Source organism: Trinickia symbiotica, from assembly GCF_002934455.1.
Lineage (GTDB): Bacteria > Pseudomonadota > Gammaproteobacteria > Burkholderiales > Burkholderiaceae > Trinickia > Trinickia symbiotica.
On the sequence record NZ_PTIR01000003.1, the window covers coordinates 253,438 to 277,704 of the forward strand.

A 24,267-nucleotide genomic window follows, 5' to 3' on the forward strand; every position below is an offset into this window, starting at 1 on the left:
ATCCGACATACCGCCAAAAATACCGTCGTTCATCAGTCCTTCAAACGTCTAATGATTCGGCGTTGCTCCCGCAAGCCGACTGCGGAGCAGCTTCCTTCTCTGTGCTAAGGCAGCGCAGATGCAGCGTGGCAAACCCTTATCACGTCAAGGCCCCGCTTCGCCTGGCATTGCCAGCATAGCCGGCGCAGTCGTATTGCGCCCGGTTAGCATCAGTCAGTCGTCAGGCAGGCGCTCGCGAGCGCCAGGCGCGCAACTTCCGCAAAATAACGGGCGCCCAGCGGGAGTATGTCGTCGTTGAAGTCGTATGCCGCGTTGTGCAACGGCACGCCACCCTTTTCGCGGACATCGCCGTTACCGATAAAAATGAAGTTGCCCGGAACGGCCTGAAGGAATGCGCCGAAGTCCTCCGAGATCATCATCGGCTGAACGTTAGCATCGACACCTTGTGCACCGGCCACTTTCGTCGCCGCGGCCACGGCGAGATCGACGTACTCGGGTGAATTCACTGTCGGCGCGAATTCGTGCGTGTATTCGAAGTCGCATTCGACTCCATGCATCCGGCAGATGCCCTCACTGACTTCGCGCATGCGTGTGGCGAGCAGATTCTGCACATTCGGCGAATAGCTGCGCGTGTCGCCTTTGATCGTTACGTTCGATGGAATCACGTTACGCAGACCGTCTGTGATGATCTCCGTGCACGAGATCACCGCCGGCAGGCTCGGATCAAGGTTACGCGAAATGATCGTCTGCAGACCGAGCACGATCTGCGAGGCGATCACGATCGGATCGACTCCCATATGCGGACGCGCCGCGTGCGTGCCTCTCGCCTTGATATGGATGACGAAGTTGTCTTCGCTCGCCATGATGCCGCCCGGCCGCGTCGAAAACGATCCTGCGGGCATGCCCGGCATGTTGTGCGCGCCGAAGATCGCATCGACGGGGAAACGCTCGAACAGGCCGTCTGCCATCATGGCCTTCGCGCCGCGTCCGTGCTCCTCCGCCGGCTGGAAGATAAACCGCACGGTACCGTTAAAGTCGCGCGCTTCCGAGAGCAAGCGCGCCGCTCCAAGCACCATCGCCATATGCCCGTCGTGCCCGCACGCGTGCATCTTCCCAGCGGTGCATGACGCATAGGCACGCCCGGGCGCATCCTCCGAAATGTTCAGCGCATCCATATCCGCTCGAAGGCCGATGGCGCGCGTCCCATCACCGACCTTGAGGTTCGCCACGACGCCGGTCCCGCCAATGCCCCGATGGACCTCCAAGCCAAAGCTCTCGAGAACCGTGGCGACGTAGTCGGATGTCGCGACTTCTTCGAACCCGGTCTCGGGGTTGCGGTGAAAGTGATGCCGCCAATGCTTCAACTTCGATTGCAGTGTGCTTTCCATGCTCGCGATATCCCTCAAAATCGACATAAAAGTCGCGCCTGCAACGGCTCGCCGCAGCTTCAGGAAAAACGGCGATCCCCCGCCGCACCGCCCCGTGGATGGCGGGAGGGTCCTGCAGGCAGTGCCTGCGGACGAATTCCTCCAGCCGCTGCAGCGTTCCATTGACGCGATGCCAAGGCGAAAATAATATTTCAAAGCATGCTCAATTCGGATGCGTTCCGCCCCGCAGCTTTGCAATAAAATTTCACGGCCTGCCCCATGACCATGCTAGACAACTACGATCTCAAGTTGCTGAGCGAGATCCAGCGCAACGCCGATACGCCCCAAAGCGAACTGGCGAGCCGCATCAATCTTTCGCCGGCGGCCGTCAACCGCCGGCTCCGCCGATTGGCTGACGAGGGAGTCATTGACCGCTACACGGCTATTCTGGCCCCGGAGAAGGTCGGCTATCCTCTAACGATCGTGAGCATGATCGAAGTCGAAAGCGAGCAAATCGACCTGCTCGACGCGATGAAACGCACTTTCGAGGCATGCCCGCAGATCCAACAGTGCTACTACGTGGCTGGCGAGTGGGACTTCGTGCTGATTTTCTCCGTCCGCCATATGGAGGAATACAACGACCTCACTCGGCAGCTCTTCTTCGCCAACAACAACGTCAAGCGTTTCAAGACGCTCGTCACGATGAGCCGCGTCAAGGCCGGACTTGACATACCGGTCGCGCCGTCAGCGTGAAGTCTCAGCAAGAAATGCGACGAACCAGCGACGATCGTGAGGCTCCGGCAAGCGCACACGATCCCCCGTTCAACGATTCCGATGCTCGGGATCGAGCCTTACCTCACGACGCCCTGGTCGTGCCACTCGCCACCGCCATATCGGCGCACGGTGATGGCACCATTGCGAATATCGCCGTTCTCGTCGAATTGAATGACTCCAGTGACGCCCTCCATCCGGAGTTCACGAAGCTTGGGCAGATACACCTTTGGGTCAGTCGACTGAGCCAACTGCATTGCATTCGCGAGCGCCATCGTGGCATCGTAGGAATATGGCGCGTACAGCTGAACCGGCACCCCGAAACGCTGCTGGTAGCGCTTGAAAAACGCCTCCCCCTGCGGCATGCGTGCGCGCGGCACACCTGCCAGAGTGCAATACATGTCGTCGTTCATCGACGCGCCTGCAAGCGCGATAAACTGCGGTGTGCAGGCCTCGTCTCCGGCAATCAGCTTCGCGTTGATTCCCAGCTTGCGCGCCTGTTGAGCGAACGCAGCGGCCTGCGTGTCTCCCCCTGAGAACATGATGGCCGACGGCGTATGGTTCTTGATGGTGGTGAGCACGGCCATCCAGTTGGTGGTCTTGTCCGTCCCATATTCGCGATCCACGACCGTGCCGCCTGCCGCTTTGACAGCCTTTTCTACTTCATCGGCCAAGCCTTGGCCATAAGCAGTCCGGTCGTCGACGATTGCTACCTTTGTCGCCTTCAGACCTTTCACAACGTAAGTGCCAATTACGTTGCCTTGCCGAACATCATTCGCCACCATTCGAAACACGTTCCGATAGCCCTGCTGAGTCAGCTTCGGATTTGTCGCGGACTCGGAAATCATTGGAATACCGGCATCGGCATAGATTTTTGAAGCGGGAATCGACGTCCCCGAGTTCGCGTGACCTATCACGCCCGCCACACGATCGTCCACCAACTTCTGGCCCACGACCATGGCCGTTTTTGGATCGGCCGCATCGTCCTGCGAATCGAGCACGAACGTGACGGCCTGTCCACCGATTCTCAACCGTTTCGCGTTCAGATCCTCGATCGCGAGGCGTACGCCATTCTCATCATCCTTTCCGATGTGTGAGAGTTCACCGGTCAGTGGCGAGACCTGCCCAATTTTCACGGTGACGTCGGCCTGAGCCGATATCGTCTGGAGGGCCAGTGCGACGCCAAGCATCGCGGGGAAAACTTTTGAGATGTTCATGATCGGAACTCGCATGGTGAAGTACTCGCGTGGCAAATGAGCGGCCGTTGCTTCCGCTCCAGTCCGGCACGTGCGCGCCGGCTGGATCAATGCTACGGAATGGCCTCGATCGCCAATATTGGCTATCCGAGCCGAAAGGGAATTTGCACGCATTCGAGGCGGCCGAAACGAGGAATCCTTGCGTTTGAGCGAGAAAGGGATACCGTCGTCGCCATCGCGGCGATGGCTCAGAGTTGCCTGGCGGGGGCGTCGGCGCGCCACATCGTTTGGCGAGCGAGCACCGATTCGGCGGTCTCACCGACCAGTTCCTCATACGCCGCAGGCGCGGTGGCCCCCTCCGTATTAATCACGAGTACGCGAGAACGGTGATCGAGCCCGGCCTGGCTGGCCAATTCCGGCTGCCGCAGCAAGACGGCAAGTCCAGCCAGCCCCGCGACGCCCGACTCGCCGCCCACGACTGGTATATCGCCTTCGCTGCCCGATGCCAGTACACGCATCGCGTCGATCGCATCGATGTCGCGGATCGTCATGAACTCGTCGACAGCGGGTTGCAGAAACTTCCATGCGAGCGGCGACGTCTCGCCGCAGGCGAGACCCGCCATAACGGAATCCACCGAACCTGTTGCCCGGGAGGGCTGCCCGGCCAAGGCACTCTGATATAGGCAATCCGCCTGCTGCGGCTCGACCGCGATGAACCGGGGACGATGTGCTCCATGGAACTCCCACATGTAGCTGATCAGTCCCGCGGCCAACCCGCCCACGCCACCCTGAAGGAAAACGTGCGTGAATGCAGGCGCATCGGGTCGACCGTTGCTCTGCGAGACGACCTCCGCGGCCACCGTGCCATAGCCTTGCATCACATCGCGTGGAATATCCTCATAGCCGTCGTAAGACGTATCCGAAACGACGTGCCAGCCGTTGACCGACGCGAGTCGCGCGGCCTCTTCCACTGACTCGTCATAGTTGCCGGCGATTCGGACGATCTCTGCACCGTACGCCGCAATCGCCGCTTCCCGCTCGACGCTCACGTTCGCATGCAGCACGATGACGCATCGGCAACCAATCGTCTGCGCAGCGGCCGCCAGTGCCTTACCGTGGTTACCGTCCGTCGCGCTGATAACCGTGAAGTGCGTCAGCAAATCCCGATAGCGCCCTTGGAACAATGCACGCGGATCCAGACCATGATCAGGCCACAACCGGAGAATCAGACGTACCAACGCGATTGGTGCGCCCAACGCCTTGAAGCTGCCGAGAACGGAACGCATCGACTCGTCCTTGAGGCTCAGGCCGCCGATGCCAAGCTCGGCTGCCAGCCCGGGAAGCTCGCGCAGTGGCGTCGCGGGCGACGATATCTTGTCCCAGCAAGACAGCCATGAGCGGCTCTGCTCCGCTTTCTCGATGCTCAGGATGCGCCTGAGTTCCTCGGGATACGGGGTGCGCGTGGCGCGGGGATTGGCGATCAGCATGGTCGTGGGATTCCAACGGTGATGTACGTGAGATAAGAGCGGGACAGGGATACCAACATCCGCCCACCGCACGGTGGTTGAGGACCATGCCAAGCGGCCAGTTCTCGCGAGGTGCCGCAGTGATGGAGATCGCGGTGCCAAGGCGAGCATCCCTGTTCCATGAAGAAGCGTTCGGGCGAGCGCCCGAGCTCATGGAGGAGAATGTTATTTCAGACAGCGCGGTATATACGCGCAACGTCGCGGATCGATATGCAATTTTCTTGCGTTTGCATACCACCCAGCTGAACGAGTTCTCCGCACATCGATGCGTAGCGGCAAGCGGAGGCCGATTCAGTCCGATGTCTTTTCGCGTACCGCGTTACGCAGATGGAGCTTCATGAAATCCGCTGCGGCCTCGCGCTGATCCTCGAGAAGAAAGTCAATCAGCGTGAGATGTTCGCGGCAGCGCCGTTCTGCCTGATCGCGGTCTACGGCCTTTCGATACTCCATCAGCCGGCGTAAGCGATCGAGACGACGCAAGCCGTCGAGAATAAAGACATTGCCCGAGCAGGCGGCGATCGTTTCATGCAGCCGGCTATTCGCGTCGAAGAGCGCCGCCGGCGACGCCGTTCGCACACCGCCGTTCGCGAGCCCCTCCTGCTCGATACGGCAGCGCATCAGCGCGTCGCGATCCAGCCGGAATGTCGGCTCGAGTATCCCGGCCGCCTCAATCAGCAGCCGATACCGGTAACCCTGTCGATAGGTCTCCGCAGACGTCAGCACGGACTGGAACATCCAGCCATGCCCCGGCCGTCTTTCGATCCATCCTTCCTGCGCCATCCGCCGCAGCACCGCATGGAGTTGCGCACGCGTGATGCCGTACCGCCGCATCAGTTCGTTTTCCGTTATGCGGTCTTCCAGGCGCCCCGCGAGACGATCTTCGGCAATCGCAAGATAGGTCTGCTCGTCGGCATCGACGGTTTCGATCTCGATGACGCCCGCGCCGCTTGCGGGCGCAATGCCCTCCGCTACCGCATAACCGCCGTCCGGATGTGCGGCGACGACTGATTGGGCAGCGAGCCGTTTGAGCGCCTCGCGCACCGGTGAGCGCGATACGTTGAACTGCTCCGCGAGCGCGCGCTCCGGCAACCGCGTACCAGGAGCCATACCAGACTGGGTGATGTGCTGGTGGATGTTCGTCGCGAGCACGTCGGCTAAAGCGCGGGGCATGGCAGTCGAAATGGTGGAATCCTGGTCATGCTATCACATTTCGTTTATTGGTTTTTTGATAGTACACAGAACCTCATCGCATGCCGCCCGACCATCCATCGGCAACCACCCGAAGGCGCGCTCGCCCACCATCTCCAGCGAATGGTTCCGCTTCTAGCGATTTGCCTGACACGTGCGCCGGCACTGTGGTTTACCCTGTATGGTACTAAAAACGCACAAAAAACCTTTACATCGTATCTTGTAAACATAAAATACAAGCCAGTTCCGATCGTGCGAGAGTCATATGTATCGCAGCAACCTTCCTACAGCAGGCTTTGCAGCGGCCGACGGCCGGGTGCCGCCGGCATGCGCGGATGCGTCCCCATCCGGCGCTCCGGGCAGTTCCGCCGTGCCGGCGCCGTGCAACAACCCTAGCCCGCCAGCGTTCGCACTCCCGCGCGGAAGCTGCGACTGTCACATTCACGTGTTCGACGCCGAGCGGTATCCGTTCGCGGCAAAGCGCTCGTACACGCCCGGCCCCGCGCTGATTTCGGATCTGCTTCAGTTTGAAAATCGCCTCGGCATTGAGCGCGTCGTCGTTGTGCAGCCAAGCGTGTACGGTACCGACAACGCCGCTATGCTCGCCGCGCTGAAGGAGTTGGGAACATGGCGCGCGCGCGGCATCGCGGTCATCGATCCGTACTCGATCACCGCGGCGGAACTGAGCGCGTTGCATGACGGTGGCGTACGCGGCGTTCGCCTCAATCTCGAGGTAAAGGGCGTGCGCGACGAGACAGTGGCCCTCTCGCAGCTCAAGCGTGCGGCACGGACTGTCGCCCCACTGGGGTGGTCGATCCAGATTTATGCCGATGTGGATGTCGTTGCCGCGCTCTCGCCCGCGATTGCCGAGCTCTCGGTTCCGGTCGTACTGGACCATTTTGCCGGCGTGCGCATCGCCAGACAGCCCGAGCAGCGGGATGCATTCGAGACGGTTCTGCAGCTAGTAAAGGCCGGCAATGTCTACGTGAAGCTCTCCGCCCCCTATCGTGCATCGCGGCAGGCGCCCGACTACGCCGATATCGCCCCGTTCGCGCAGCGGCTCGTCCAAAGCCGGCCGGACCGCATGCTGTGGGCGTCGGACTGGCCACATACGGGCAGCGCGAGTCATCGCGACGGTGACCTCGCGCGCATTGAGCCATTCCGCAAGGAAGACGCCGGCCGCGCGCTCAATCAGATGCTCGCATGGGCGGAAACCGCCGCTGTACTGCAACAGATTCTGGTCGACAACCCCGCACGACTTTATGGCTTTGCCGCCGAGGCAAGCTGACCCACCCGCTGCCCACCGAGGATTTTTTCATGTTTCGCACCCTTAACCCCGCCACCGAACAAGTTGTCGCAACCTTCGGCTCAGATACACCCGAGCGCATCGAGCAGGCGCTCGCGAACGCGCAGATTGCCCAGCGCGCATGGGCGAAACAGCCGCTGAATGTTCGCACCGCCGCCGTCGCGCGCATCGGTGAAGTCCTGCAACGTCGCAAGGCGGCGCTCGCGGCGCTGATCACGCTGGAAATGGGCAAGCCCATCGCCGAAGCGGAAGCGGAAGTCGAGAAGTCCGCATGGACCTGCCGCTTCTATGCGGAGAACGCGGGCAACTATCTCGGCGACGAAGCCGTGTCGAGCAACGCAACCGAAAGCTACATCGCGTATGACCCGCTCGGTGTCGTGCTGGCTATCATGCCGTGGAACTACCCGCTGTGGCAGTTCATCCGCTTCGCTGCGCCCGCACTCTGCGCAGGCAACGGAGCGATTCTCAAGCATGCGGGTAACGTGCCGCAATGCGCGCTCGTCATTAACAATCTTTTCGCCGAAGCGGAAGTGCCCGATGGACTCATCGCATCGCTGCTCATCGAACCGGAAAACGTCGCGGCACTCATCGACGACCCACGCATTGCGGCCGTGACGCTGACCGGCTCGACCGCCGTCGGCAAGCTGGTCGCCTCGCAGGCGGGCCGTGCGATGAAGAAGCAGGTGCTCGAACTGGGCGGTTCGGACCCATTCATCGTACTGGCCGACGCGGACGTGGAAGCCGCCGCGAAGGCCGCCGTCAAGGCACGCTTTTCGAACACCGGCCAGAGCTGCATTTCGGCGAAGCGCTTCATCGTCGACGAGACGGTCGCGGATCGCTTCGTCGAGCTGTTCTGCCAAGGCGTCGCGCAGCTCAAAGTCGGCGACCCTACACGGCGCGACACGACGATCGGCCCGATGGCGCGCGCAAATCTACGCGACGAACTGCATCGTCAAGTCGAGCGCACGGTCGAAGCCGGCGCTGTCCTCAAGGCTGGTGGCCATGCCATCGCCGGTCCGGGCTTCTTCTACGCGCCGACCGTGCTGGACCATGTCGCGCCCGATATGGCGGCGGCGGTCGAGGAAACGTTCGGCCCGGTCGCGGCCATTCTGCGCGTCAGCAGCACTGAAAAAGCCGTCGCGCTCGCGAACGCGACGGAGTTCGGCCTGGGCGCAGCGCTGTGGACTGCCGACCTGCAAAAAGCGAGGACGCTCGTGCGCCAAATCGAAGCTGGAGCCGTATTCGTCAACGGCCTCGTCGCGTCGGACGCCCGTTTGCCTTTTGGCGGCATCAAGCAATCGGGCTATGGCCGAGAACTCGGCGCCGCCGGCATCCGCGAATTCACCAACGTCAAAACAGTCTGGATTGGCCCCGCCGCCTGACTCCGCACCCTCGACCGTCCCCAAAGGAACCCGCCATGACCATCAAGACGCCCTCGGGAGCCGCCCTCCTGAAACCCGAGCAACTTACGACTTACGATCGCGGCGGCGGCGCCAGCACCACGCCGCTCGTCGGCAAGTCGGTCGGCTCGGACAGCTTCATCACCGGTTATACGTCGTTCGCACCCGGCGTGAAGATTCCGTTCCACAGCCATAACTGCCAGGAAAGCGTGGTACTCGTCCAAGGGCATGCGATCCTCGATATCGACGGCCTCGAATATGAACTCAAGCCGCTCGACACGACGTTCATTCCACCGAACGTGCCGCATCGATTCCGCAATATTTCGGAGACCGAACCGATGAAGATCCTGTGGATCTATGCGCGTCAGGACGCGACGCGCACGCTCGCAGACACCGGTGAGACCCGCCCCGTCTCCGCGGAGCATCAAAGCCCTTCTTCGAATTAACCCGATCAATCATCATGCGTATCCTCGTTTGTCCGGGCGACGGCATTGGCCCAGAAATCACCGCCGCATCCATCCACGTTCTCGGCAAAGCCGACCAGCTCTTTGACCTCGGCTTGGAATATCACTACGAAGACATCGGCTTCGCAAGCCTCGAGAAGTACGGCACGACGCTGCGCCCGGAAGTGCTGAAAAAGGCGCCCACCTTCGACGGCCTCATTCTCGGCACCATTTCGCATGCGGACTACCCGCCCCCCGACAAAGGCGGCCGCAACGTGTCCGCGGCGTTTCGCTGCGAGCTCGATTTGTATGCGAACGTGCGCCCGTCCCGTACACGTCCGTTCCTGACATCGAACATGCGCGAAGGCAAGAGCATGGACCTCGTCATCATGCGCGAGGCGACGGAAGGCTTCTACCCGGACCGAAACATGGCGCTGGGCTGGGGCGAAATGATGCCGTCGAAGGACATGGCGCTTTCAGTGCGCAAGATCACGCGACATTGCAGCGAGCGCATCGCGCGCCGGGCTTTTGAACTCGCGATGAAGCGCAGGAAGAAGGTGACCGCGATTCACAAGGCGAACAGCTTCCACATGACGGACGGCCTGTTCCTCGAGTGCGTGCGCAATGTGGCCAAGGATTTTCCGGAAGTCGAACTGAACGACCTTCTCGTCGACGCGTCGACCGCGCACCTTGTTCGCAACCCGGAAACGTTCGACGTGCTCGTCGCGACCAACTTCTACGGCGACATTATCAGCGATCTGGCCGCGGAACTTTCGGGCAGTCTGGGTCTCGGCGGTTCGGTGATGGCAGGCGACGCCCTGTGCTGCGCACAGGCGCAACACGGTTCGGCGCCCGATATCCAGAATCAGGACAAGGCAAACCCCACGTCGATGATTCTTTCGGTGAGCATGTTGGTGCGCTGGATTGGCGAACATCGCCAGAAATCGAACTTCGTCCGCGCAGCGGATGCAATCGACGCGGCGATCGACGCAGTGCTGGCAAATCCCGAAACCCGTACGGCCGATCTGGGTGGAACCATGGGCTGCACGGCTTTCGCCGAGCATGTCGCCGCGTCGGTCCAAAAGGCCTGAGTTGCGATCCGTCCGACGGAGCAGTCCCCTCTGTCGGAACACTACAACCATCAAGGAGACGTTCGATGATGGCAGCGTGGAATTCGCGCGCGTTGGGCAAGTAAGCCAGCCGGTCAAGACGACTACGGCTTCCTTGTCGAGAGCCACCACCGAAGGATTCAATATGCATTCCGAATCAATGGCAATGGACGTGCCGCCCGAAAACCGTCCCGCCGACATGGCGATCCGGCAGCGCGTGCTGCGAAAGAATGCTTGGCGACTGCTACCGTTGCTGACGCTCGCCTTCATCTTCAACTACATCGACCGCACGAGCGTCGGCTTTGCGGCACTGACGATGAACAAGGATATCGGTCTCACGCCGATGCAATTCGGCTGGGGCGCGGGCGTCCTGTTCGCCGGCTACTGTCTCTGCGAGATTCCAAGCAACCTCGCGCTGTACAGGTATGGTGCGCGCCGCTGGCTCACGCGCATCATGATCACTTGGGGACTTGCCTCGGCGGCGACCGCGTTCGTTCAGGGACCGACAAGCTTCTTCGTGTTGCGCTTGCTGCTCGGCGTTGCGGAAGCCGGCTTTTTTCCCGGGGTGACGTTCTTCCTGGCGTGCTGGTTTCCCGCACAATATCGCGTCCGCGTCCTCGCTTTCTTCATGCTCGGTGTACCGGTGTCGTCGATTATCGGCGGCCCGATGTCCGCGCTGCTGCTGGAAATGAACGGTATCGCGGGACTGCACGGCTGGCAGTGGATGTTCCTGATCCAGGGGCTTCCGGCCGTGCTGATCGGCTTCGCGGTCTACGCGCTGCTGCGCGATGACCCGAACGACGCTCACTGGCTCACGGACGACGAGCGCACCGAACTCGTCCGGATGCTCTCAGAAGAACCGCGGCGCAAGCCCACGACCGCATTGTTTGCCGCGCTCAAGGACGGCCGCGTGCTGCTTCTGGCGGCGACCCAGTTCGGCTTCATTCTCGGCTCGTATGGCGTCGGTATCTGGCTGCCGCTGATTCTCAGAGGTCACGGGTTCAGCGTCGTCAACGTCGGGCTTTTTTCGACCGTGCCTTATATTGCCGCCGTGATCGGCATGCTGATTTGGGCGCGCGCCGTCGATCGCAGCGGCCGACGCGTCTTCCACCTCGTCGCTTCATGCGCGGTAGGCGCCGCGGGTCTGGCGCTGTCGGCATGCGCCAATGGCATCGTGGTCGAAATGATCGGATTGAGTTTGGCCGTGGTGGCGGTCAGTTCCGCCCGCGCGATTTTCTGGACGATCCCGACTCGCTTTCTGACCGGTGTCGCGGCAGCGGGCGGCCTGGCCTTCATCAACTCGCTCGGGACGCTCGGCGGATTCGCCGGCCCCTATCTGGTGGGCTTTCTGAAGCAGACGACCGGCACGTTTTCCGCCGGCATCTGGGCGATGGCGGCCATTCTCGGCGTTTCCGCGGCGCTGGCCGCCACCCTCCCGGTACTTGCGCGCCAAGAGTAAACCCATCAAATTCCCGCGAGGGTCGACGCCACGGCGTTTCGCCGGGCGTCGATCAAACATTTTCCGACCAGGAGTACCACATGATCTTTGAAATGGCGCACATCGAAGTCCTGCCCGGCCATGCGGCAGGTTTCGAGGCCGGTGTCGCGCAAGCACTTCCCCTCTTCGCCCGCGCCCAGGGTTGCGGCGGCGCTGAGCTTCATCGCGTGATAGAAACCGAGAACCGATATGTCCTTCTCGTTCGCTGGGAAACCGTCGACGACCACATGATCGGATTTCGCCAATCCCAGGATTTTCAGACGTGGCGTCAACTCGTCGGCTCTCATTTTGCTCGACCGCCCGAGGTCTTTCATACGGAGGCGACCGAAGCCGGCCTTTGACATATCCGCGCGTTGGACGGCATTCTGAGCGACAATGTATGCCATTGCAAAACAGTACAATTTATCGATCGCTGCCGGGCTACCGACGGTGAAGGGCCGAATGCGCGACGCGTACGGTCTTGGCCACCTATGCTCTGCTGGAGGAACTGTGGGAGTTGCTGAATCCGAAATCCGCGAGGAGATCTGCGCGGTCGGCGCGAGTCTTTACTCCCGCCGATACACAGTGGGGAGCGCCGGCAATATCAGCGCGCGCCTTGATGATGGTTGGCTGATCACACCAACCGACGCATGCCTTGGCCGACTCGATCCCAACGATATCGCCAAAGTAGGCTGTGATGGGCAGCACCTATCAGGCGGGCGTCCCTCCAAAACGCTCGCGCTTCACCGCAGGATCTACGAGAATTCACCGGAAACGCGCGGAGTCGTACACACGCATTCGACGAGTCTGGTCGCGCTCACGTTGGCTGGCGTCTGGAGCACCGACGACGTCATCCCGCCAATCACGCCGTACTACGTGATGAAGGTCGGCCACGTGCCGCTCATCCCGTATCATCGGCCAGGCGCACCGGAGGTTGCCGACCAGGTCGCCGTACTCGCGCCGAAAGTGCGCGCGGTGTTGCTCGAGCGACTGGGTCCGGTCGTTTGGGAAAAAACCGTCTCGGCCGCATCGTTCGCTTTGGAAGAGCTCGAGGAAACGGCGTTGCTGTGGATGTCGCTCGCGCGCTCTGCCACGCCGATGTCAACGGACGCCATCGACGAGCTGCGCAATACATTTGGCGCCCGTTGGTAGCGCGCAACGACGCTCAACACGTCCCGCATCTAGCCATGAAAGTCCCAGCGGCGAACAGCATTAAAGACGACGACCCGACCGGTACCTACCATCACCCGACGGACGTGACCGCGGGTCAGTGGACCGTGAGTCCGTCCGAGCGGCCGCATCTGTACCGAATCCGGCATCGCCGTGCCAATGGCGAGCAGCACATCGATACGGTGGTCGACTACGACAACCTGAAGGCCAAGCTGCTGAAGTGGGATCGTGAAGGATTCGTCCGCCGCGAGCATGCCGGACCTGACGAGAAGCCCATCCATCGATCGACGTTCATGCGGGACCTGCTCGAGAGTGCTGGACAAACGCCCGGCGAGCGCGACGGTTCGCTCGCCGGCACACGTGTCGGTAATGTAGCGATGCCGCACGGAAATGGTGGGCCATTCGTGCCCGCCGTGAATCGCGCCTACCTCTTCGCCCCGCGGTTTGACAACGTTCTGCGGGACATCGTTGAAAATCGCCGTATTCTGCTGATCGGTCACACCGGCAGCGGCAAGACCAGTCTCATCGAGCAGGTCGCCGCGCACACCAATCAGGGCGTGCTGCGCTCGAATATGAACGGGCAGACAACGGTCGGCGATTTCGTTGGATTCTGGACCGTGAAAGGAGGCGAGACCCTCTGGGTCGATGGCGTATTGCCGACGGCCATGCGCGAAGGCCTTTGGCTGATCGTCGACGAAGTCGACTTTGCGGAGCCTGCGATCCTTGCGGTTCTGACTGCCGTGCTCGAGCCGGGCGGCCGCTTGCTGCTCAAGGAAAAAGGCAACGAAATCGTTGCGCCGCATCCCTCGTTCCGGCTCTTTGCAACAGCCAATGCCGTCGGGTCCATGGGGCAATATCGCCACCTTTATCAGGGCGCCAATGTCATGAACGAGGCGTTTCTGGACCGATGGCGCGTCTATCGCATCGACTATCTCTCGCGCGACGAAGAGGCACAGGTGCTGCTACGCACTTTTGGTCGGCGCGTGTCCGTGCAAATGGCGCAAACGCTGGCCGCGATCGCGGCGGACTGCCGCGAGGCCTTCATGCGAGAAGACCTGGCCAGCGCGTTCTCGACCCGAAGGTTGCTCGATTGGACCGAGCTCATGCTGCGCACCGGAGATCCGGAGGTCGCCGCCGGTCCGACCATCTACTCGAAAGTCGGCGCGGAAGATGTCGCGCTGATCCGTAGCATCATCCAGCACCATATCGATCCGCACGGGTGAGCGAATGGACCTCGGGCTGACGGAATCTGTCGACGATACGCTCGCCCATCTGTCCCGTCTGGCGCGGACGTTGACAGGACAGGACCGCCTGACGGTCGTGATCGCGGACGACGGCCCGCGTCTGCGCGACGATCAATTCGTGCTTCCGCCGGCCGTTGCTGGCATGGATGCCTCGCAGGAATTGATGACCGGCTATGTCGATCTGCTGGCTGCCCGCGCGCGTTTTGCAACTCAGGATGCGATCGAGCGCGTTGGCTCGCCCGTTGCGCGCCGACTCGCGCAGGCAATCGACGATCGGCGCGCGTGCTGCGAGCTGGCGCGCGCCTATCCCGGCGTGGCACCTTTTCTCACCAGGCTCCGTGCCGAAATGGCACGGGTAGCGGCCGCACAATGGACAACGCTGAGTTGGGCTGAAAAGCTCGCCTGGCATGTCGAACGCTATGTGTGGAACGAGCAGTCCACAGCAATCGAGTCCAGTCCCTCGCTGAATGCGGCAGTCCATGCGAGTATCGATCTACTCGAGGAAGCGAGCCGGTCGGCCTCGACGGCCGACAGCATGCGTATCGCGCTGCGACTCATCGAACGGATTCGCGAGCTCTCAGCGGGCGACGTGAACAACATGATGTTGACCGCCGACGCACAGGACACGCTCGATTCCCCTGCCACCAGAAACGAGTTCGAGTCGGACGGCTCGGACACAGGGGATGCTCCACCTTCTTCGCAAACATCGGCGTTGACCACGGGTGGCGGCCTCACCCGATCCGCGTCCGATGCAGCTCAACAGCCATCGGGCGACGCCGGCAAGCAGCCACATCGTCCTGCGATGAGTCGGGCTGCGCTATCCGTCCCGATCACGACGCAATTCGACCGCGAGGCCGACTTCACAGGCAAAGGCGACGCTATCCGATGGAGAAAGCTGAGAAGTACCGCGCGCGCGCAAACGGAATCGCTCAAGGCAAGGCTCGAACGCGCGCTTAAGGCCGACGAGCAGACCCATTGGAGGCGCGAACAGGAGCGCGGTGAACTGGACCGCCCTTCCCTTGTCAGGCTCGCCGTCGCGCCGGGCTACCGAACGCCGTTTCGCACGCGGCTCGTGAAACCGGGCCGCGACGCGGCCGTCACGCTCCTGATCGACCGCAGCGGCTCGATGGCCGGGCAGAAGATCGAACTCGCCACCCTGTGCGCCGCGGCGTTGAGCGACGCATTGAGCCAATTGAGCTTTCCGTTGGAGGTACTCGGCTACAGTTCGATCGAAGACGTTGAGATGCGCGAATACTACGAACGCTGGCTCGCGGCCGGCCACGCCTCATCCGGTTTCAACCGCTTCGTCGAACGGCTGGATTTACAGATCTACAAACGTTTCGATTCCGACAATCTGGTCGGTCTGACCTGCGTCGAATGCGGGCACGAGAACCCCGACGGCGAAGCGCTGAGTTGGGCCGCATCCAGGCTGCTCGCTCGCCGCGCACATCGTCACATTTTGATGGTGCTTTCCGATGGATATCCCGCAACTGGCGACGGCAATCCCGACGTCCTGCGTGCCGACCTGCAGGCACGAATAACCGAACTGCGCGAGCGAGGCGTCGAACTGGTCGGCGTGGGCATTCTCACTGACGCAGTCGAAACGTTCTATCCCACGAGCGCGGTCGTCGAACGATTGCAGGACTTGCCGAAGGCGGCTTTCGACGTGCTCGGCCGGACGCTACTCAAGCACAGGGAGTGGATGCTGGAACGATCCGATGCGTGAGCACGGACGAGAACTGGCGAGTGGACACGCGCGAACTGCTCAGCGCGTCGCGAAAAATACCGAAGCGGAATAGCGCCGCTTCGGCGGGCATTGCTTCAGGGTGCTGTCGACAGCGCCTTCTCGAAGAAATCGACAGTGCCGAAATTGCCGGACTTCAGCGCGAGCGCTAGCGGCTCACTGCCGCTGCTTGTCGTCCAGGGCACGCCCGGGTCAATGGGTGCGCCGATGCGCAAGGCGCAAACGCCGAGCGCCTTGACGACGGAACCTGACGTCTCTCCACCGGCAACGACCAGCTTGCGCACGCCATGGTGTCGAACCAGCTCGCTCGCGATCGTGGCCAATGCGCGTTCCATCAGCGCGCCGGCAACGTCCGCACCGAGCTTCTGCTGTGCGGCTCTTACAACGTCGGGCGCCGCGCTTCCGTAGATGAGCACGGGCCCGCCGGAAAGCCGCTCGGCACACCAGGCGACAGCGTCTTCGATTTGCCTGTCGCCCTCGGCAAGCTGCAGCGCGTCGAGCCGAAATGCCGGGCGCGAACGCTTCCAGTGTTCCACCTGGGCGTTTGTCGCCACTGAGCAGCTTCCCGAGAGAATCACGCCCGCCCCCACGACGTTCGGAAGATCCGACGCCGCCGATACGGACGCCGTCAATTTGCCGGCTCGCCGGAAGTTCTCCGGCAGGCCCATTGCAATGCCCGATCCGCCGGTCACGAGTGGATGGTCCGACAACGCGGCGCCAATACTGATCAGATCGCGATCGGCTACCGCATCGACGATGGCATATCGCGCCCCTTCGCTGCGCAGCGAATCGAACGCCGCCGCGATCGCATCCGGGCCACGAGAAACGGCGTCGAGCTTGACCGCCCCCACTTTGCGCCGGGTTTGCGATTGCAATACACGCACCAAGTTGGAATCCGTCATCGGGGTGAGCGGATGGTCCCGCATGCCGGATTCGCTGAGCAACACATCGCCGACGAAGAGGTGGCTCCTGTAAATCGTCCTGCCATTCTCGGGAAACGCAGGACAGGCAACTGCGAGGTCGACGCCGAGCGCATCGGCCAGCGCATCGGCGACCGGGCCGATATTGCCCTTCGGCGTCGAGTCGAAGGTGGAGCAATACTTGAAGAAGAACTGCTTGCAGCCGGCTTTTCTGAGCCACTCCAGCGCCGCGAGCGACTCACGTACGGCCTCCTGCGGCTCGACTGTTCGCGTTTTCAATGCGATGACGATCGCGTCCGCATCGTGCAACTCGGCCTGCGCGGGGACACCGATCGTTTGGACCGTGCGCATACCGCCGCGCACCAGCGTGCTGGCCAGATCCGTGCCGCCCGTGAAATCATCGGCAATACAGCCGAGGAGAGGTCTGCTCAATGCCATGCTCCCAATGGAATTACACCGCGCTGTCGACAAAGCCGAACAGGCGGCTGGCGTTGTCAGCGAGCAACTTGCGCCGCTCGATCGGCGCCGGTGCCCACGTCTTCACCAACGAGAAGTTACGCCCCTCGTCCTCATCACGGAAAGGCTCTATGTCAGTAGGCTTCGCGTCGGCCTTGCGCTCGCTGCCACCCGTGTGCGGCCAATCGCTTCCCCAGATGACCTGGTCCGGTGCCGCCTCGACGAGCGTGCTGCCGATCTGCGCGGTATCGGCGTAGAGCGGCTTTTGCAACGAGATCTGGTACGGCCCGGATAGTTTCACGAACACCTTCTTCGACTGCATCATGCCGATTAGCGCGGACATCCCGGGCTGTTCCGGTCCATCGGCGGCTTTTGCCAAGCCGAAATGATCGATCACAACCGGATGAGGCTGCGCCTGGATACGTGGCGCGAGGTCGGCGAGCACCGGCAAGGCCGCATAGATCTGAACGATGAACGGCTTGCCGCGCAGCGTCTGCACCGTTTTCTCCAGCCGCTCGACGGCAACATTCGTATCGTGGTTCTTGCCGACTTCGAGATTGATACGCACGCCCACCACGCCCGCGCCTGCCAAATCGTCTAGCTGCTGGCTCGAAAAGCTCGGGTCGATCACGGCAATGCCGCGGGCGTCTCGGCCGAGTTGTCCCAGCGCGTCGATCAGACATGCGTTGTCCGTTCCATAGACGCTCGGCTGTACGAGCACAGTGCGGCGCACATGAATGGCGGAGTGAAATCGCCGTAGATCCTGCACCGTGGCAGGAGGCGGCGTGTACTTGCGCTTCGCCGAATAGGGGAACTTCTCGGGATTGAAGATATGACAATGCGAATCCACCACGCCCGTCGGCACAGAAAAGCCGATCGGAGACATGTGCCCCAACTCCTTGCCCATTACCTTTCCGAAACCAATGAGAGATGCACCTCCCAGCGCGGCGCCGGTTGCGACCAGCATCTGCCTGCGATTGACCATGTTGCTGTCTCCTTCGTTTTTATAAGCGCATCCGTGGGCGACGCGCGGGTGCGTCATGTGCCCGCGCGTCGATCCGTCAACCAGCCAGCACGCGCGCGACTTCCCTACCGAAGGCCTTGCAGCCGAACGTGCCGCCGAGATCCGGCGTACGCGTGGCCGGGTTCTCGAGCACCTTGTCGACAGCCACTTCCATCGCCTTGCCCGCCTCGATGTAGCTCGGATTGCCATGGTGTTCCCCCATCCATTGGATCAGCATGGCCACCGACAGGATCATCGAAACGGGATTGGCCTTGTCCTGACCGGCGATATCGGGTGCCGAACCATGCTGGGCCTGCGCACAGCAGTGGGTATCGCTTGCCATCATCGAGCCGGCGAGCCCGAGGCTGCCCGATAGCTCGCTCGCTAGATCGCTGATGATGTCGCCATAGAAGTTGGTCGCCACCAGCACGTCGAAACGCTCCGGCGAGCGAACGAGATGTGCCGTCGAAGCGTCGACGAGCAGATCGTCGAGCTGCACCTCCGGGAAGTCCTTCGCCACGTCGCGCACGCATTCGAGAAACAGTCCGTCCGTCATGTGGAAGCTGTTCGCCTTGTGAATCGCGGTAACCTTCTTCTTGCGCTTCATTGCCAGCTCGAACGCACGACGGGCAATGCGCTCGCTGCAATGCCGTGTGATCTTGCGCAGCGAGATGGCCATATCCGGGCTCGGCATCAGCTCCGCCCACCCTTTCGTCATGTTGCGATCCGGATAGAAGCCTTCCGTCGCCTCACGCATGATCACGAGGTCCATCGTCTTGCCCTCGCGCATGTTGGACGTCAGAAAGGGGCGCGTGCGCGCAGGCCGGACATTGGCATACAGGTCGAGCCCGATGCGAAACCCAGCCGACACGTTGCGTCCGCCTTTTTCCGGCGCGGGGTAATCTGCATGCGACTGGGTACCAAGGATGATCCCGTCATAGCTCTTGGCCTTCTCCAGGACTTCATCGCGCAGCGTCGTGCCATATTTGTCGAGGCTCACGAAGCCGACGTCGTCGTAGTCGAATGAGAGCTTCAGGCCGAACTTCTTGTCTGCCGCCTGCAGCACCGCCATCGAAGCAGCCGTAATTTCGGGGCCAATGCCGTCACACGGCAACACCAAGATACGCATCGCAAATCTCCATAAAGTGGCGCCCTGTGCGCCAAAAAGTCGCCAGTAATTGTACTTCATTAAATGTTAGTACAATGCGAGTTCGTGTCCAGCAAGCACCAAAATTCGACCGAGACGAGAACGGCGCATCGCTGCGTCCAGCGGTCCAATGAGCGCATCCGTACGCTGGCGCACCCGGTACCACGCTGGCGAGCCCGCTTGGCCTGACCTATCAGCCTTACCATTTATCGACAGCAGGTTGCCGCGACGCAGGATTCTCGCGACTGTCCGAGGTCGTTTCCGATCGGCCGACGATCAACACGATGATGCCGCTCAGGGCAAGGAACCCACCCAGCATGACGAGCGCCCACACGTATGAATGGGTTGCCTGCCGAATCCATCCTGTCAGATAGGGGCCCACGAAGCCGCCAAGATTGCCAAAGGCGTTGATAAATGCGATGCCTGCCGCAGCAGTCGTACCGGCGAGCATGCTCGCCGGCAGCGTCCAGAAAATGGTGTTGGACACCCAGAGGCCGGTAGCGGCCACGCATAGCGCGATCATTGCGCTCCAGGGGTTAGCCGCGAGGCTCGCCACGACGAAGCCCACTGCGCCCAAGAACGCCGGCAGCGCAATATGCCACTTCCGTTCACCTGTCTTGTCCGAGTGACGGCCGATCAGCACGCTCGCGATAGCTGAGAACACGTAGGGAATTGCGGAGGCCACGCCGACTTCGAACGTGGTGAGATTGCCGAGGCTTTTCACGATTTGCGGCAGCCACAATGTGATGCCGAAAAAGGCCAGTAGCACGCAGAACTTGCAAAAGGCAAAAGCAAGGGTCTTCCCATGCACGAAAACGTCGCGTACACGCGCGGGGCCATGGCCGCGGCTCTCTTTCGCCCGTGCCTCCTCGTTGGTCCTGGCGATCAGCCATTCACGTTCGTCGGGCTCTAGCCATTTGGCGTCTTCCGGCCTCTCCGTCAGCCAGACGAGGGTGATCGCGCCAATGATGATCGCCGGAACGCCCTCGATGATGAAGAGCCACTGCCAACCGGCCAATCCACCGAAATGGTGAGCGAAATGAAGGATCGCCGTCGAAAGCGGACCACCGATGATCACGGAAATGGGATTGCCCAACATGAACACGGTAAGCGCCTTCGCTCGCTCCTCGGCCGGGAACCAGCGCATCATGTAGAAGACCAGCCCTGGGAAGAAGCCCGCCTCCGCTACCCCGATGAGCGCACGCAGCGTGAACAGCGAAGCCTCATTGAATACAAACGCCATGAGCGTAGCCAAGACGCCCCAGGTGATCATGATGCGTGCAAGCCAGACGCGTGCGCCGACTCGTTGCAGAATCAGATTGCTCGGCACTTCGAACGCGACGTATCCCACGAAGAGAATCCCGGCCGCGAATCCATATGTGCTCGGAGACAGGCCGAGATCCTTGTTCATCTCGAGCGCGGCAAATCCGATGTTGACCCGATCGAGAAAGTTGATCAGGAACATCACGATCATGAAGGGAATCAAGCGTCTCGAAACTTTCGCCATTGTTCGGGCGTGAATTACGGATTTCATAAGCCTAGCCTCCAGTGTTTTGTTTTATGCCCTGTCCCGGCCGCGGATTAAAAGAAGTGCTGCAAGCCGACGCCCACCATCGTTTGATGATTGGTTTTGGCGTCCGAGGGAGAAAGGGTGTAGATCTGTGCCGAATAGCCGTGCTTCGCGCGCTGGTAGTCGACCGTCGCGTAGACGTTCGTCGCCTTCGAGAGCGCATAGAGCGTCGTGAAGCCAACCTGATTGCGCGTGCCCTGCATGATCACGTTCTTTTTTTCGTTGTTCGGCTTCGAATAGAAGTACCCGGCTGCAACCGAAAACGCGGGCGTGATCAGGTATTGAGCGCCGAACTCGATCGTATCGACTCGATCGCCGGTCGCAGTCCATCGGGCGTTCGTGTACATGGTCGACACGCGCACCGGCCCGAACTGGTAGCGCGCGCCCGCGCCATACGTCCGATAGCTGCTGAGAGAGTTGGCTTCCTTGAGATTCGTCCAAACGGCGTTCGCGAGCAGTCCGCCGTTCTCGTACTTCAATCCGAAGCTTTCCGTGCTCCCGTTGGAAAACGCACCGGCCTGACCTCCGAAACCGTACAACGCGCCCAGTGTGAAGCCGGCAAGCGGTGCACTGGTGAGTTTTGCCGAATTGTCGACGCGCGCCCCGCCGATGCGATCGAAGTCCGTCGTGCTGCCATTGTTGCCGAGCAGTGCGTTCGCGGTGCCGGGACGGTGCATGAACGATCCCACGTAGTTGGAGACCGCGATGGAGGCAAAGTCGTACATGAAATCGTACTGACGCCCCATGCTCAGCGTCGCCCACGGCGATTTGACGCCGACCCACGCCATGCGGCCGAAGATGCGCGTGACGGCGGCAGTTGTCCCCGACGCATTCGTTCCTTGCCCGAACGTACCGTTGTTTCCGTTGAAACCGTTCTCGAGCTGAAACACGGCTTGCCAACCGCCGCCCAGGTCCTCATTGCCACGAAGACCAAAGCGATTGCCGTTGAACATGCCACTCGTTTCCTGCGTCTGAGCGTGTCCCCCGACGTTACTGGCGCGCTGAATCCCGATATCGATGATGCCGTACAGCGTGACGCTGCTTTGTGCGTATGCGCCATTCGCAAACAGACATCCCGCGGTTGCGCCCAAACCGATCAGCAAGTGCCGCATCTCCAAATCTCCTGTGTCCTCTATTTTGTTCTACGTAGCAACTACGTACAATTTATGGCGTGCGAACGCCCGAACGATGCAGGCCCTCGCGACGCCTTCTGCGCGGCAAGCGTTTAGGGGTCACATACCCGTCATATGTACTACATCGCATCGGGATACAATGTAATGCAAATGACATCTGCCTTTGCACCCACGTAAACCCGACCTGTGGGCGGACTCGGACGGTATCGGCATTCGCGCCGGACGGCGCGCGTGGAACATCGACCTTTGCCCCGATGCACAGGGACAAGTCAAATCAGAGGTGCGCCTCGGGTACGATGCGCGCCGCCTGCTGTTCTTCTTTTTCTTCGGCCTGCGCCTTGATCTTGCTGACCACATCGAGATGCTTGCGCATGAACGCAGCCGCGTGTTCGCGGCCGCCGCTCTCGATCAGGTCGAGCATCTCGAGATGTTCCTTGCATTGACGGATGAGTCGGGTCCGGTCCGTCGCGGCCTTGTACTCCATGAACCGACGAAGCTGGTTTTGACGTTCGAGAGCCTCGATGAAAAAGCGGTTGCCGGAGCAGCGCACGAGCATTTCGTGAAACTCCGAGCCGTTCTTGAACAGCATCGAACGAGGCAGCTTGAAGATGTCGCCTTCGAGCATTTCGGTCTGAATCTTCCGGGCTTTCGCGAATGCAGCTTTGTCGATACGAAAGGTCGGCTCCAGCAAGGCGGCGGGCTCGATCGCCATGCGGAACCGGTAGCTTTGGATATGCGCCTCGCGGTCGTGCAGAAAAGGATTGATGCGCCACCCCTGGCCGGGCTTGCGGGAAATCATGCCCTCGTTGGCGAGGCGGGTGAGCACCTTGAGCAGCTGGCCGCGCGGCACATCGAAGCGCCGAAGCAGTTCGGCCTCGTAAAACTCCTCCGCGATCTCTCCGCTGAGGCAGTCATCGGCGACCCGAAGATAGAGATCCTCGAGCGGGTCGACACCGAACGGCAACTTGGCGATGTCGATGCCATGCGCATCGACGGCCAGAAAGATCCCGCGGTTGGGTTCCTTCACCACGAGTCCGTGCTCGGCAAGCAACGCCAATCCGCGCCGGATCGGCGATCGGGAAAGGCCGAGCTCGGCAGCCAACGCTTCCTCGCGCAGATGTTCCCCTGCCGGCAGTGAACGCGTCCGTGCAATGTCGATGATCTTGGCCGCGACCTGGTCGGCCAGCGCCCCGGTTGTCTCAGTTTTCATAGTCAACGATCTGGTGATGCCTGTTGATACCACAAATTGTTGCGTGATGAAAGATAGGACACTGGGTGCATTCGGCGCCGGCACTTCGTTCGCCAACTGCATGGAGTCCGGTACGGGTCTTCCCGAACAGGCCTCTTCGTCAAACTGTACTATATTGCGCTTAAATACAATTTGAGCCGCAACCTATGACTCGCGCCCCTCGAATCAGCCTCGTGCATGCCACACCACTTGCCATTCAGCCGATCACTGAAAGCTTTACGCGTTGGTGGCCCGATGCGACGGTGTACAACCTCCTGGACGATTCGCTCGCGGCGAACCTGAAGCGCGCAGATGGCAACGTCGACGCAATGACTTCGCGTTTCTCGGCGCTCGTCGGTTATTCCCTGCGTACCGGCGCCGCCGGGGTTTTGTTCACGTGCTCGGCCTTCGGCCCGGCCATCGAATCAGCCCGACGTGGGATCGACGTGCCTATCCTCAAGCCCAATGAAGCGATGATCGAAGAAGCCCTCGGATTGGGGCGCAAGATCGCGCTTGTTGCGACGTTCCAGCCCGCGCTCGCCCCAATTGCTCGGGAGTTCCACGACTTCGCCGCGGGAAACAAAACGGACCTTCAGGTCACGTCCTGTTTCGTCGAGGGCGCGTGGCCAGCCCTGCAATCCGGCGACAAGTCCACCCATGACCGGCTGATAGCGGAGGCGTGTGCCCGTCTGTCTGACCATGACGTGGTCTGCTTCGCCCAATTCTCGATGACGAGCGCGCATGCGGCAGCCGAGGCGGCGTCTCGACGTCCGACACTGACCACGACAGACAGCGCGGTGAAGAAGCTGAAAGCGCTCCTTTCCCGTTAGTCATTCCAACGATTGGCGACAAAAAGATCGCCATACCTT

The 24,267-nt window shown here is 61.3% G+C and carries 21 protein-coding genes; 11 read left to right on the forward strand and 10 right to left on the reverse strand.

What is annotated here, in order from left to right:
• Positions 1 to 209: 209 nt before the first annotated feature.
• Complete coding sequence (locus B0G57_RS07350; protein ID WP_102607013.1) at positions 210 to 1,388, reverse strand: M20 aminoacylase family protein; 1,179 nt, start codon at positions 1,386 to 1,388, stop codon at positions 210 to 212.
• Positions 1,389 to 1,652: 264 nt separating this feature from the next.
• Here B0G57_RS07350 and B0G57_RS07360 point away from each other — a divergent pair, with 264 nt between their 5' ends.
• The gene (locus tag B0G57_RS07360) at positions 1,653 to 2,120 is read left to right on the forward strand and encodes an Lrp/AsnC family transcriptional regulator (RefSeq protein WP_102607107.1); all 468 of its coding nucleotides are present in this window, start codon (positions 1,653 to 1,655) and stop codon (positions 2,118 to 2,120) included.
• A 98-nt stretch (positions 2,121 to 2,218) separates the two neighbouring features.
• Here the strand turns inward: B0G57_RS07360 and B0G57_RS07365 are convergent, their stop codons facing one another.
• The 3 genes from B0G57_RS07365 to B0G57_RS07375 all read right to left on the reverse strand — a co-directional run bounded on the left by B0G57_RS07365 (position 2,219) and on the right by B0G57_RS07375 (position 6,030).
• Positions 2,219 to 3,355, reverse strand: coding sequence for a branched-chain amino acid ABC transporter substrate-binding protein (locus tag B0G57_RS07365; RefSeq protein WP_102607108.1), 1,137 nt, complete (start codon positions 3,353 to 3,355; stop codon positions 2,219 to 2,221).
• Between the two features lie 227 nt (positions 3,356 to 3,582).
• Entirely contained in the window at positions 3,583 to 4,821 is a 1,239-nt protein-coding gene (locus tag B0G57_RS07370) for a diaminopropionate ammonia-lyase (RefSeq protein ID WP_102607015.1), read from the reverse strand.
• Between the two features lie 330 nt (positions 4,822 to 5,151).
• Positions 5,152 to 6,030, reverse strand: coding sequence for a GntR family transcriptional regulator (locus B0G57_RS07375; RefSeq protein ID WP_102607016.1), 879 nt, complete (start codon positions 6,028 to 6,030; stop codon positions 5,152 to 5,154).
• A 283-nt stretch (positions 6,031 to 6,313) separates the two neighbouring features.
• Here B0G57_RS07375 and B0G57_RS07380 point away from each other — a divergent pair, with 283 nt between their 5' ends.
• The 9 genes from B0G57_RS07380 to B0G57_RS07420 all read left to right on the forward strand — a co-directional run bounded on the left by B0G57_RS07380 (position 6,314) and on the right by B0G57_RS07420 (position 15,923).
• Entirely contained in the window at positions 6,314 to 7,336 is a 1,023-nt protein-coding gene (locus B0G57_RS07380; protein WP_102607017.1) for an amidohydrolase family protein, read from the forward strand.
• Positions 7,337 to 7,365: 29 nt separating this feature from the next.
• Complete coding sequence (locus tag B0G57_RS07385; RefSeq protein ID WP_102607018.1) at positions 7,366 to 8,736, forward strand: NAD-dependent succinate-semialdehyde dehydrogenase; 1,371 nt, start codon at positions 7,366 to 7,368, stop codon at positions 8,734 to 8,736.
• Positions 8,737 to 8,771: 35 nt separating this feature from the next.
• Entirely contained in the window at positions 8,772 to 9,200 is a 429-nt protein-coding gene (locus B0G57_RS07390) for a cupin domain-containing protein (protein ID WP_102607019.1), read from the forward strand.
• A gap of 14 nt (positions 9,201 to 9,214) precedes the next feature.
• Positions 9,215 to 10,288: an isocitrate/isopropylmalate dehydrogenase family protein gene (locus B0G57_RS07395; protein ID WP_102607020.1), complete on the forward strand. Its 1,074-nt coding sequence runs from the start codon at positions 9,215 to 9,217 to the stop codon at positions 10,286 to 10,288.
• Between the two features lie 163 nt (positions 10,289 to 10,451).
• Complete coding sequence (locus B0G57_RS07400) at positions 10,452 to 11,765, forward strand: MFS transporter (protein WP_102607109.1); 1,314 nt, start codon at positions 10,452 to 10,454, stop codon at positions 11,763 to 11,765.
• Between the two features lie 80 nt (positions 11,766 to 11,845).
• Positions 11,846 to 12,145, forward strand: coding sequence for an antibiotic biosynthesis monooxygenase family protein (locus B0G57_RS07405; RefSeq protein WP_102607021.1), 300 nt, complete (start codon positions 11,846 to 11,848; stop codon positions 12,143 to 12,145).
• Between the two features lie 100 nt (positions 12,146 to 12,245).
• Positions 12,246 to 12,935, forward strand: a complete 690-nt coding sequence (gene otnC, locus B0G57_RS07410; RefSeq protein ID WP_189595328.1) for a 3-oxo-tetronate 4-phosphate decarboxylase — start codon at positions 12,246 to 12,248, stop codon at positions 12,933 to 12,935.
• Between the two features lie 35 nt (positions 12,936 to 12,970).
• Entirely contained in the window at positions 12,971 to 14,176 is a 1,206-nt protein-coding gene (locus tag B0G57_RS07415) for an ATP-binding protein (protein WP_102607022.1), read from the forward strand.
• A gap of 4 nt (positions 14,177 to 14,180) precedes the next feature.
• Positions 14,181 to 15,923, forward strand: coding sequence for a cobaltochelatase CobT-related protein (locus tag B0G57_RS07420; RefSeq protein WP_102607023.1), 1,743 nt, complete (start codon positions 14,181 to 14,183; stop codon positions 15,921 to 15,923).
• A 95-nt stretch (positions 15,924 to 16,018) separates the two neighbouring features.
• Here B0G57_RS07420 and otnK read toward each other — a convergent pair whose 3' ends face one another.
• The 6 genes from otnK to B0G57_RS07450 form a co-directional block, all read right to left on the reverse strand.
• Positions 16,019 to 17,299 (reverse strand): 3-oxo-tetronate kinase, encoded by a 1,281-nt coding sequence (gene otnK, locus B0G57_RS07425; RefSeq protein WP_102607024.1) that lies wholly within the window; start codon positions 17,297 to 17,299, stop codon positions 16,019 to 16,021.
• A gap of 13 nt (positions 17,300 to 17,312) precedes the next feature.
• Entirely contained in the window at positions 17,313 to 18,302 is a 990-nt protein-coding gene (locus B0G57_RS07430) for an amidohydrolase family protein (protein WP_158256606.1), read from the reverse strand.
• Positions 18,303 to 18,378: 76 nt separating this feature from the next.
• A complete protein-coding gene (locus B0G57_RS07435; protein ID WP_102607111.1) occupies positions 18,379 to 19,449 on the reverse strand; it encodes an isocitrate/isopropylmalate dehydrogenase family protein in 1,071 nt (356 codons plus the stop codon).
• A gap of 217 nt (positions 19,450 to 19,666) precedes the next feature.
• Positions 19,667 to 20,941 (reverse strand): MFS transporter, encoded by a 1,275-nt coding sequence (locus B0G57_RS07440; protein WP_158256607.1) that lies wholly within the window; start codon positions 20,939 to 20,941, stop codon positions 19,667 to 19,669.
• A 107-nt stretch (positions 20,942 to 21,048) separates the two neighbouring features.
• Entirely contained in the window at positions 21,049 to 22,149 is a 1,101-nt protein-coding gene (locus tag B0G57_RS07445; protein ID WP_102607027.1) for a porin, read from the reverse strand.
• Positions 22,150 to 22,444: 295 nt separating this feature from the next.
• The gene (locus B0G57_RS07450; protein ID WP_199189624.1) at positions 22,445 to 23,476 is read right to left on the reverse strand and encodes a GntR family transcriptional regulator; all 1,032 of its coding nucleotides are present in this window, start codon (positions 23,474 to 23,476) and stop codon (positions 22,445 to 22,447) included.
• 116 nt (positions 23,477 to 23,592) lie between these two features.
• Here B0G57_RS07450 and B0G57_RS07455 point away from each other — a divergent pair, with 116 nt between their 5' ends.
• The gene (locus B0G57_RS07455; protein WP_223258642.1) at positions 23,593 to 24,228 is read left to right on the forward strand and encodes an aspartate/glutamate racemase family protein; all 636 of its coding nucleotides are present in this window, start codon (positions 23,593 to 23,595) and stop codon (positions 24,226 to 24,228) included.
• Positions 24,229 to 24,267 lie beyond the last annotated feature (39 nt).

Bases quoted from the DNA above. Each gene is read 5' to 3' on its own strand.
- B0G57_RS07420 (WP_102607023.1), top strand. From the start codon at position 14,181: ATGGACCTCGGGCTGACGGAATCTGTCGACGATACGCTCGCCCATCTG.
- B0G57_RS07375 (WP_102607016.1), bottom strand. From the start codon at position 6,030: ATGCCCCGCGCTTTAGCCGACGTGCTCGCGACGAACATCCACCAGCAC.
- B0G57_RS07370 (WP_102607015.1), bottom strand. From the start codon at position 4,821: ATGCTGATCGCCAATCCCCGCGCCACGCGCACCCCGTATCCCGAGGAA.
- otnK (WP_102607024.1), bottom strand. From the start codon at position 17,299: ATGGCATTGAGCAGACCTCTCCTCGGCTGTATTGCCGATGATTTCACG.
- B0G57_RS07385 (WP_102607018.1), top strand. From the start codon at position 7,366: ATGTTTCGCACCCTTAACCCCGCCACCGAACAAGTTGTCGCAACCTTC.
- B0G57_RS07365 (WP_102607108.1), bottom strand. From the start codon at position 3,355: ATGAACATCTCAAAAGTTTTCCCCGCGATGCTTGGCGTCGCACTGGCC.
- B0G57_RS07395 (WP_102607020.1), top strand. From the start codon at position 9,215: ATGCGTATCCTCGTTTGTCCGGGCGACGGCATTGGCCCAGAAATCACC.
- B0G57_RS07380 (WP_102607017.1), top strand. From the start codon at position 6,314: ATGTATCGCAGCAACCTTCCTACAGCAGGCTTTGCAGCGGCCGACGGC.
- B0G57_RS07430 (WP_158256606.1), bottom strand. From the start codon at position 18,302: ATGGTCAATCGCAGGCAGATGCTGGTCGCAACCGGCGCCGCGCTGGGA.
- B0G57_RS07405 (WP_102607021.1), top strand. From the start codon at position 11,846: ATGATCTTTGAAATGGCGCACATCGAAGTCCTGCCCGGCCATGCGGCA.
- B0G57_RS07350 (WP_102607013.1), bottom strand. From the start codon at position 1,388: ATGGAAAGCACACTGCAATCGAAGTTGAAGCATTGGCGGCATCACTTT.
- otnC (WP_189595328.1), top strand. From the start codon at position 12,246: ATGCGCGACGCGTACGGTCTTGGCCACCTATGCTCTGCTGGAGGAACT.
- B0G57_RS07415 (WP_102607022.1), top strand. From the start codon at position 12,971: ATGAAAGTCCCAGCGGCGAACAGCATTAAAGACGACGACCCGACCGGT.
- B0G57_RS07390 (WP_102607019.1), top strand. From the start codon at position 8,772: ATGACCATCAAGACGCCCTCGGGAGCCGCCCTCCTGAAACCCGAGCAA.
- B0G57_RS07400 (WP_102607109.1), top strand. From the start codon at position 10,452: ATGCATTCCGAATCAATGGCAATGGACGTGCCGCCCGAAAACCGTCCC.
- B0G57_RS07360 (WP_102607107.1), top strand. From the start codon at position 1,653: ATGCTAGACAACTACGATCTCAAGTTGCTGAGCGAGATCCAGCGCAAC.
- B0G57_RS07440 (WP_158256607.1), bottom strand. From the start codon at position 20,941: ATGATCGTGATGTTCCTGATCAACTTTCTCGATCGGGTCAACATCGGA.
- B0G57_RS07445 (WP_102607027.1), bottom strand. From the start codon at position 22,149: ATGCGGCACTTGCTGATCGGTTTGGGCGCAACCGCGGGATGTCTGTTT.
- B0G57_RS07435 (WP_102607111.1), bottom strand. From the start codon at position 19,449: ATGCGTATCTTGGTGTTGCCGTGTGACGGCATTGGCCCCGAAATTACG.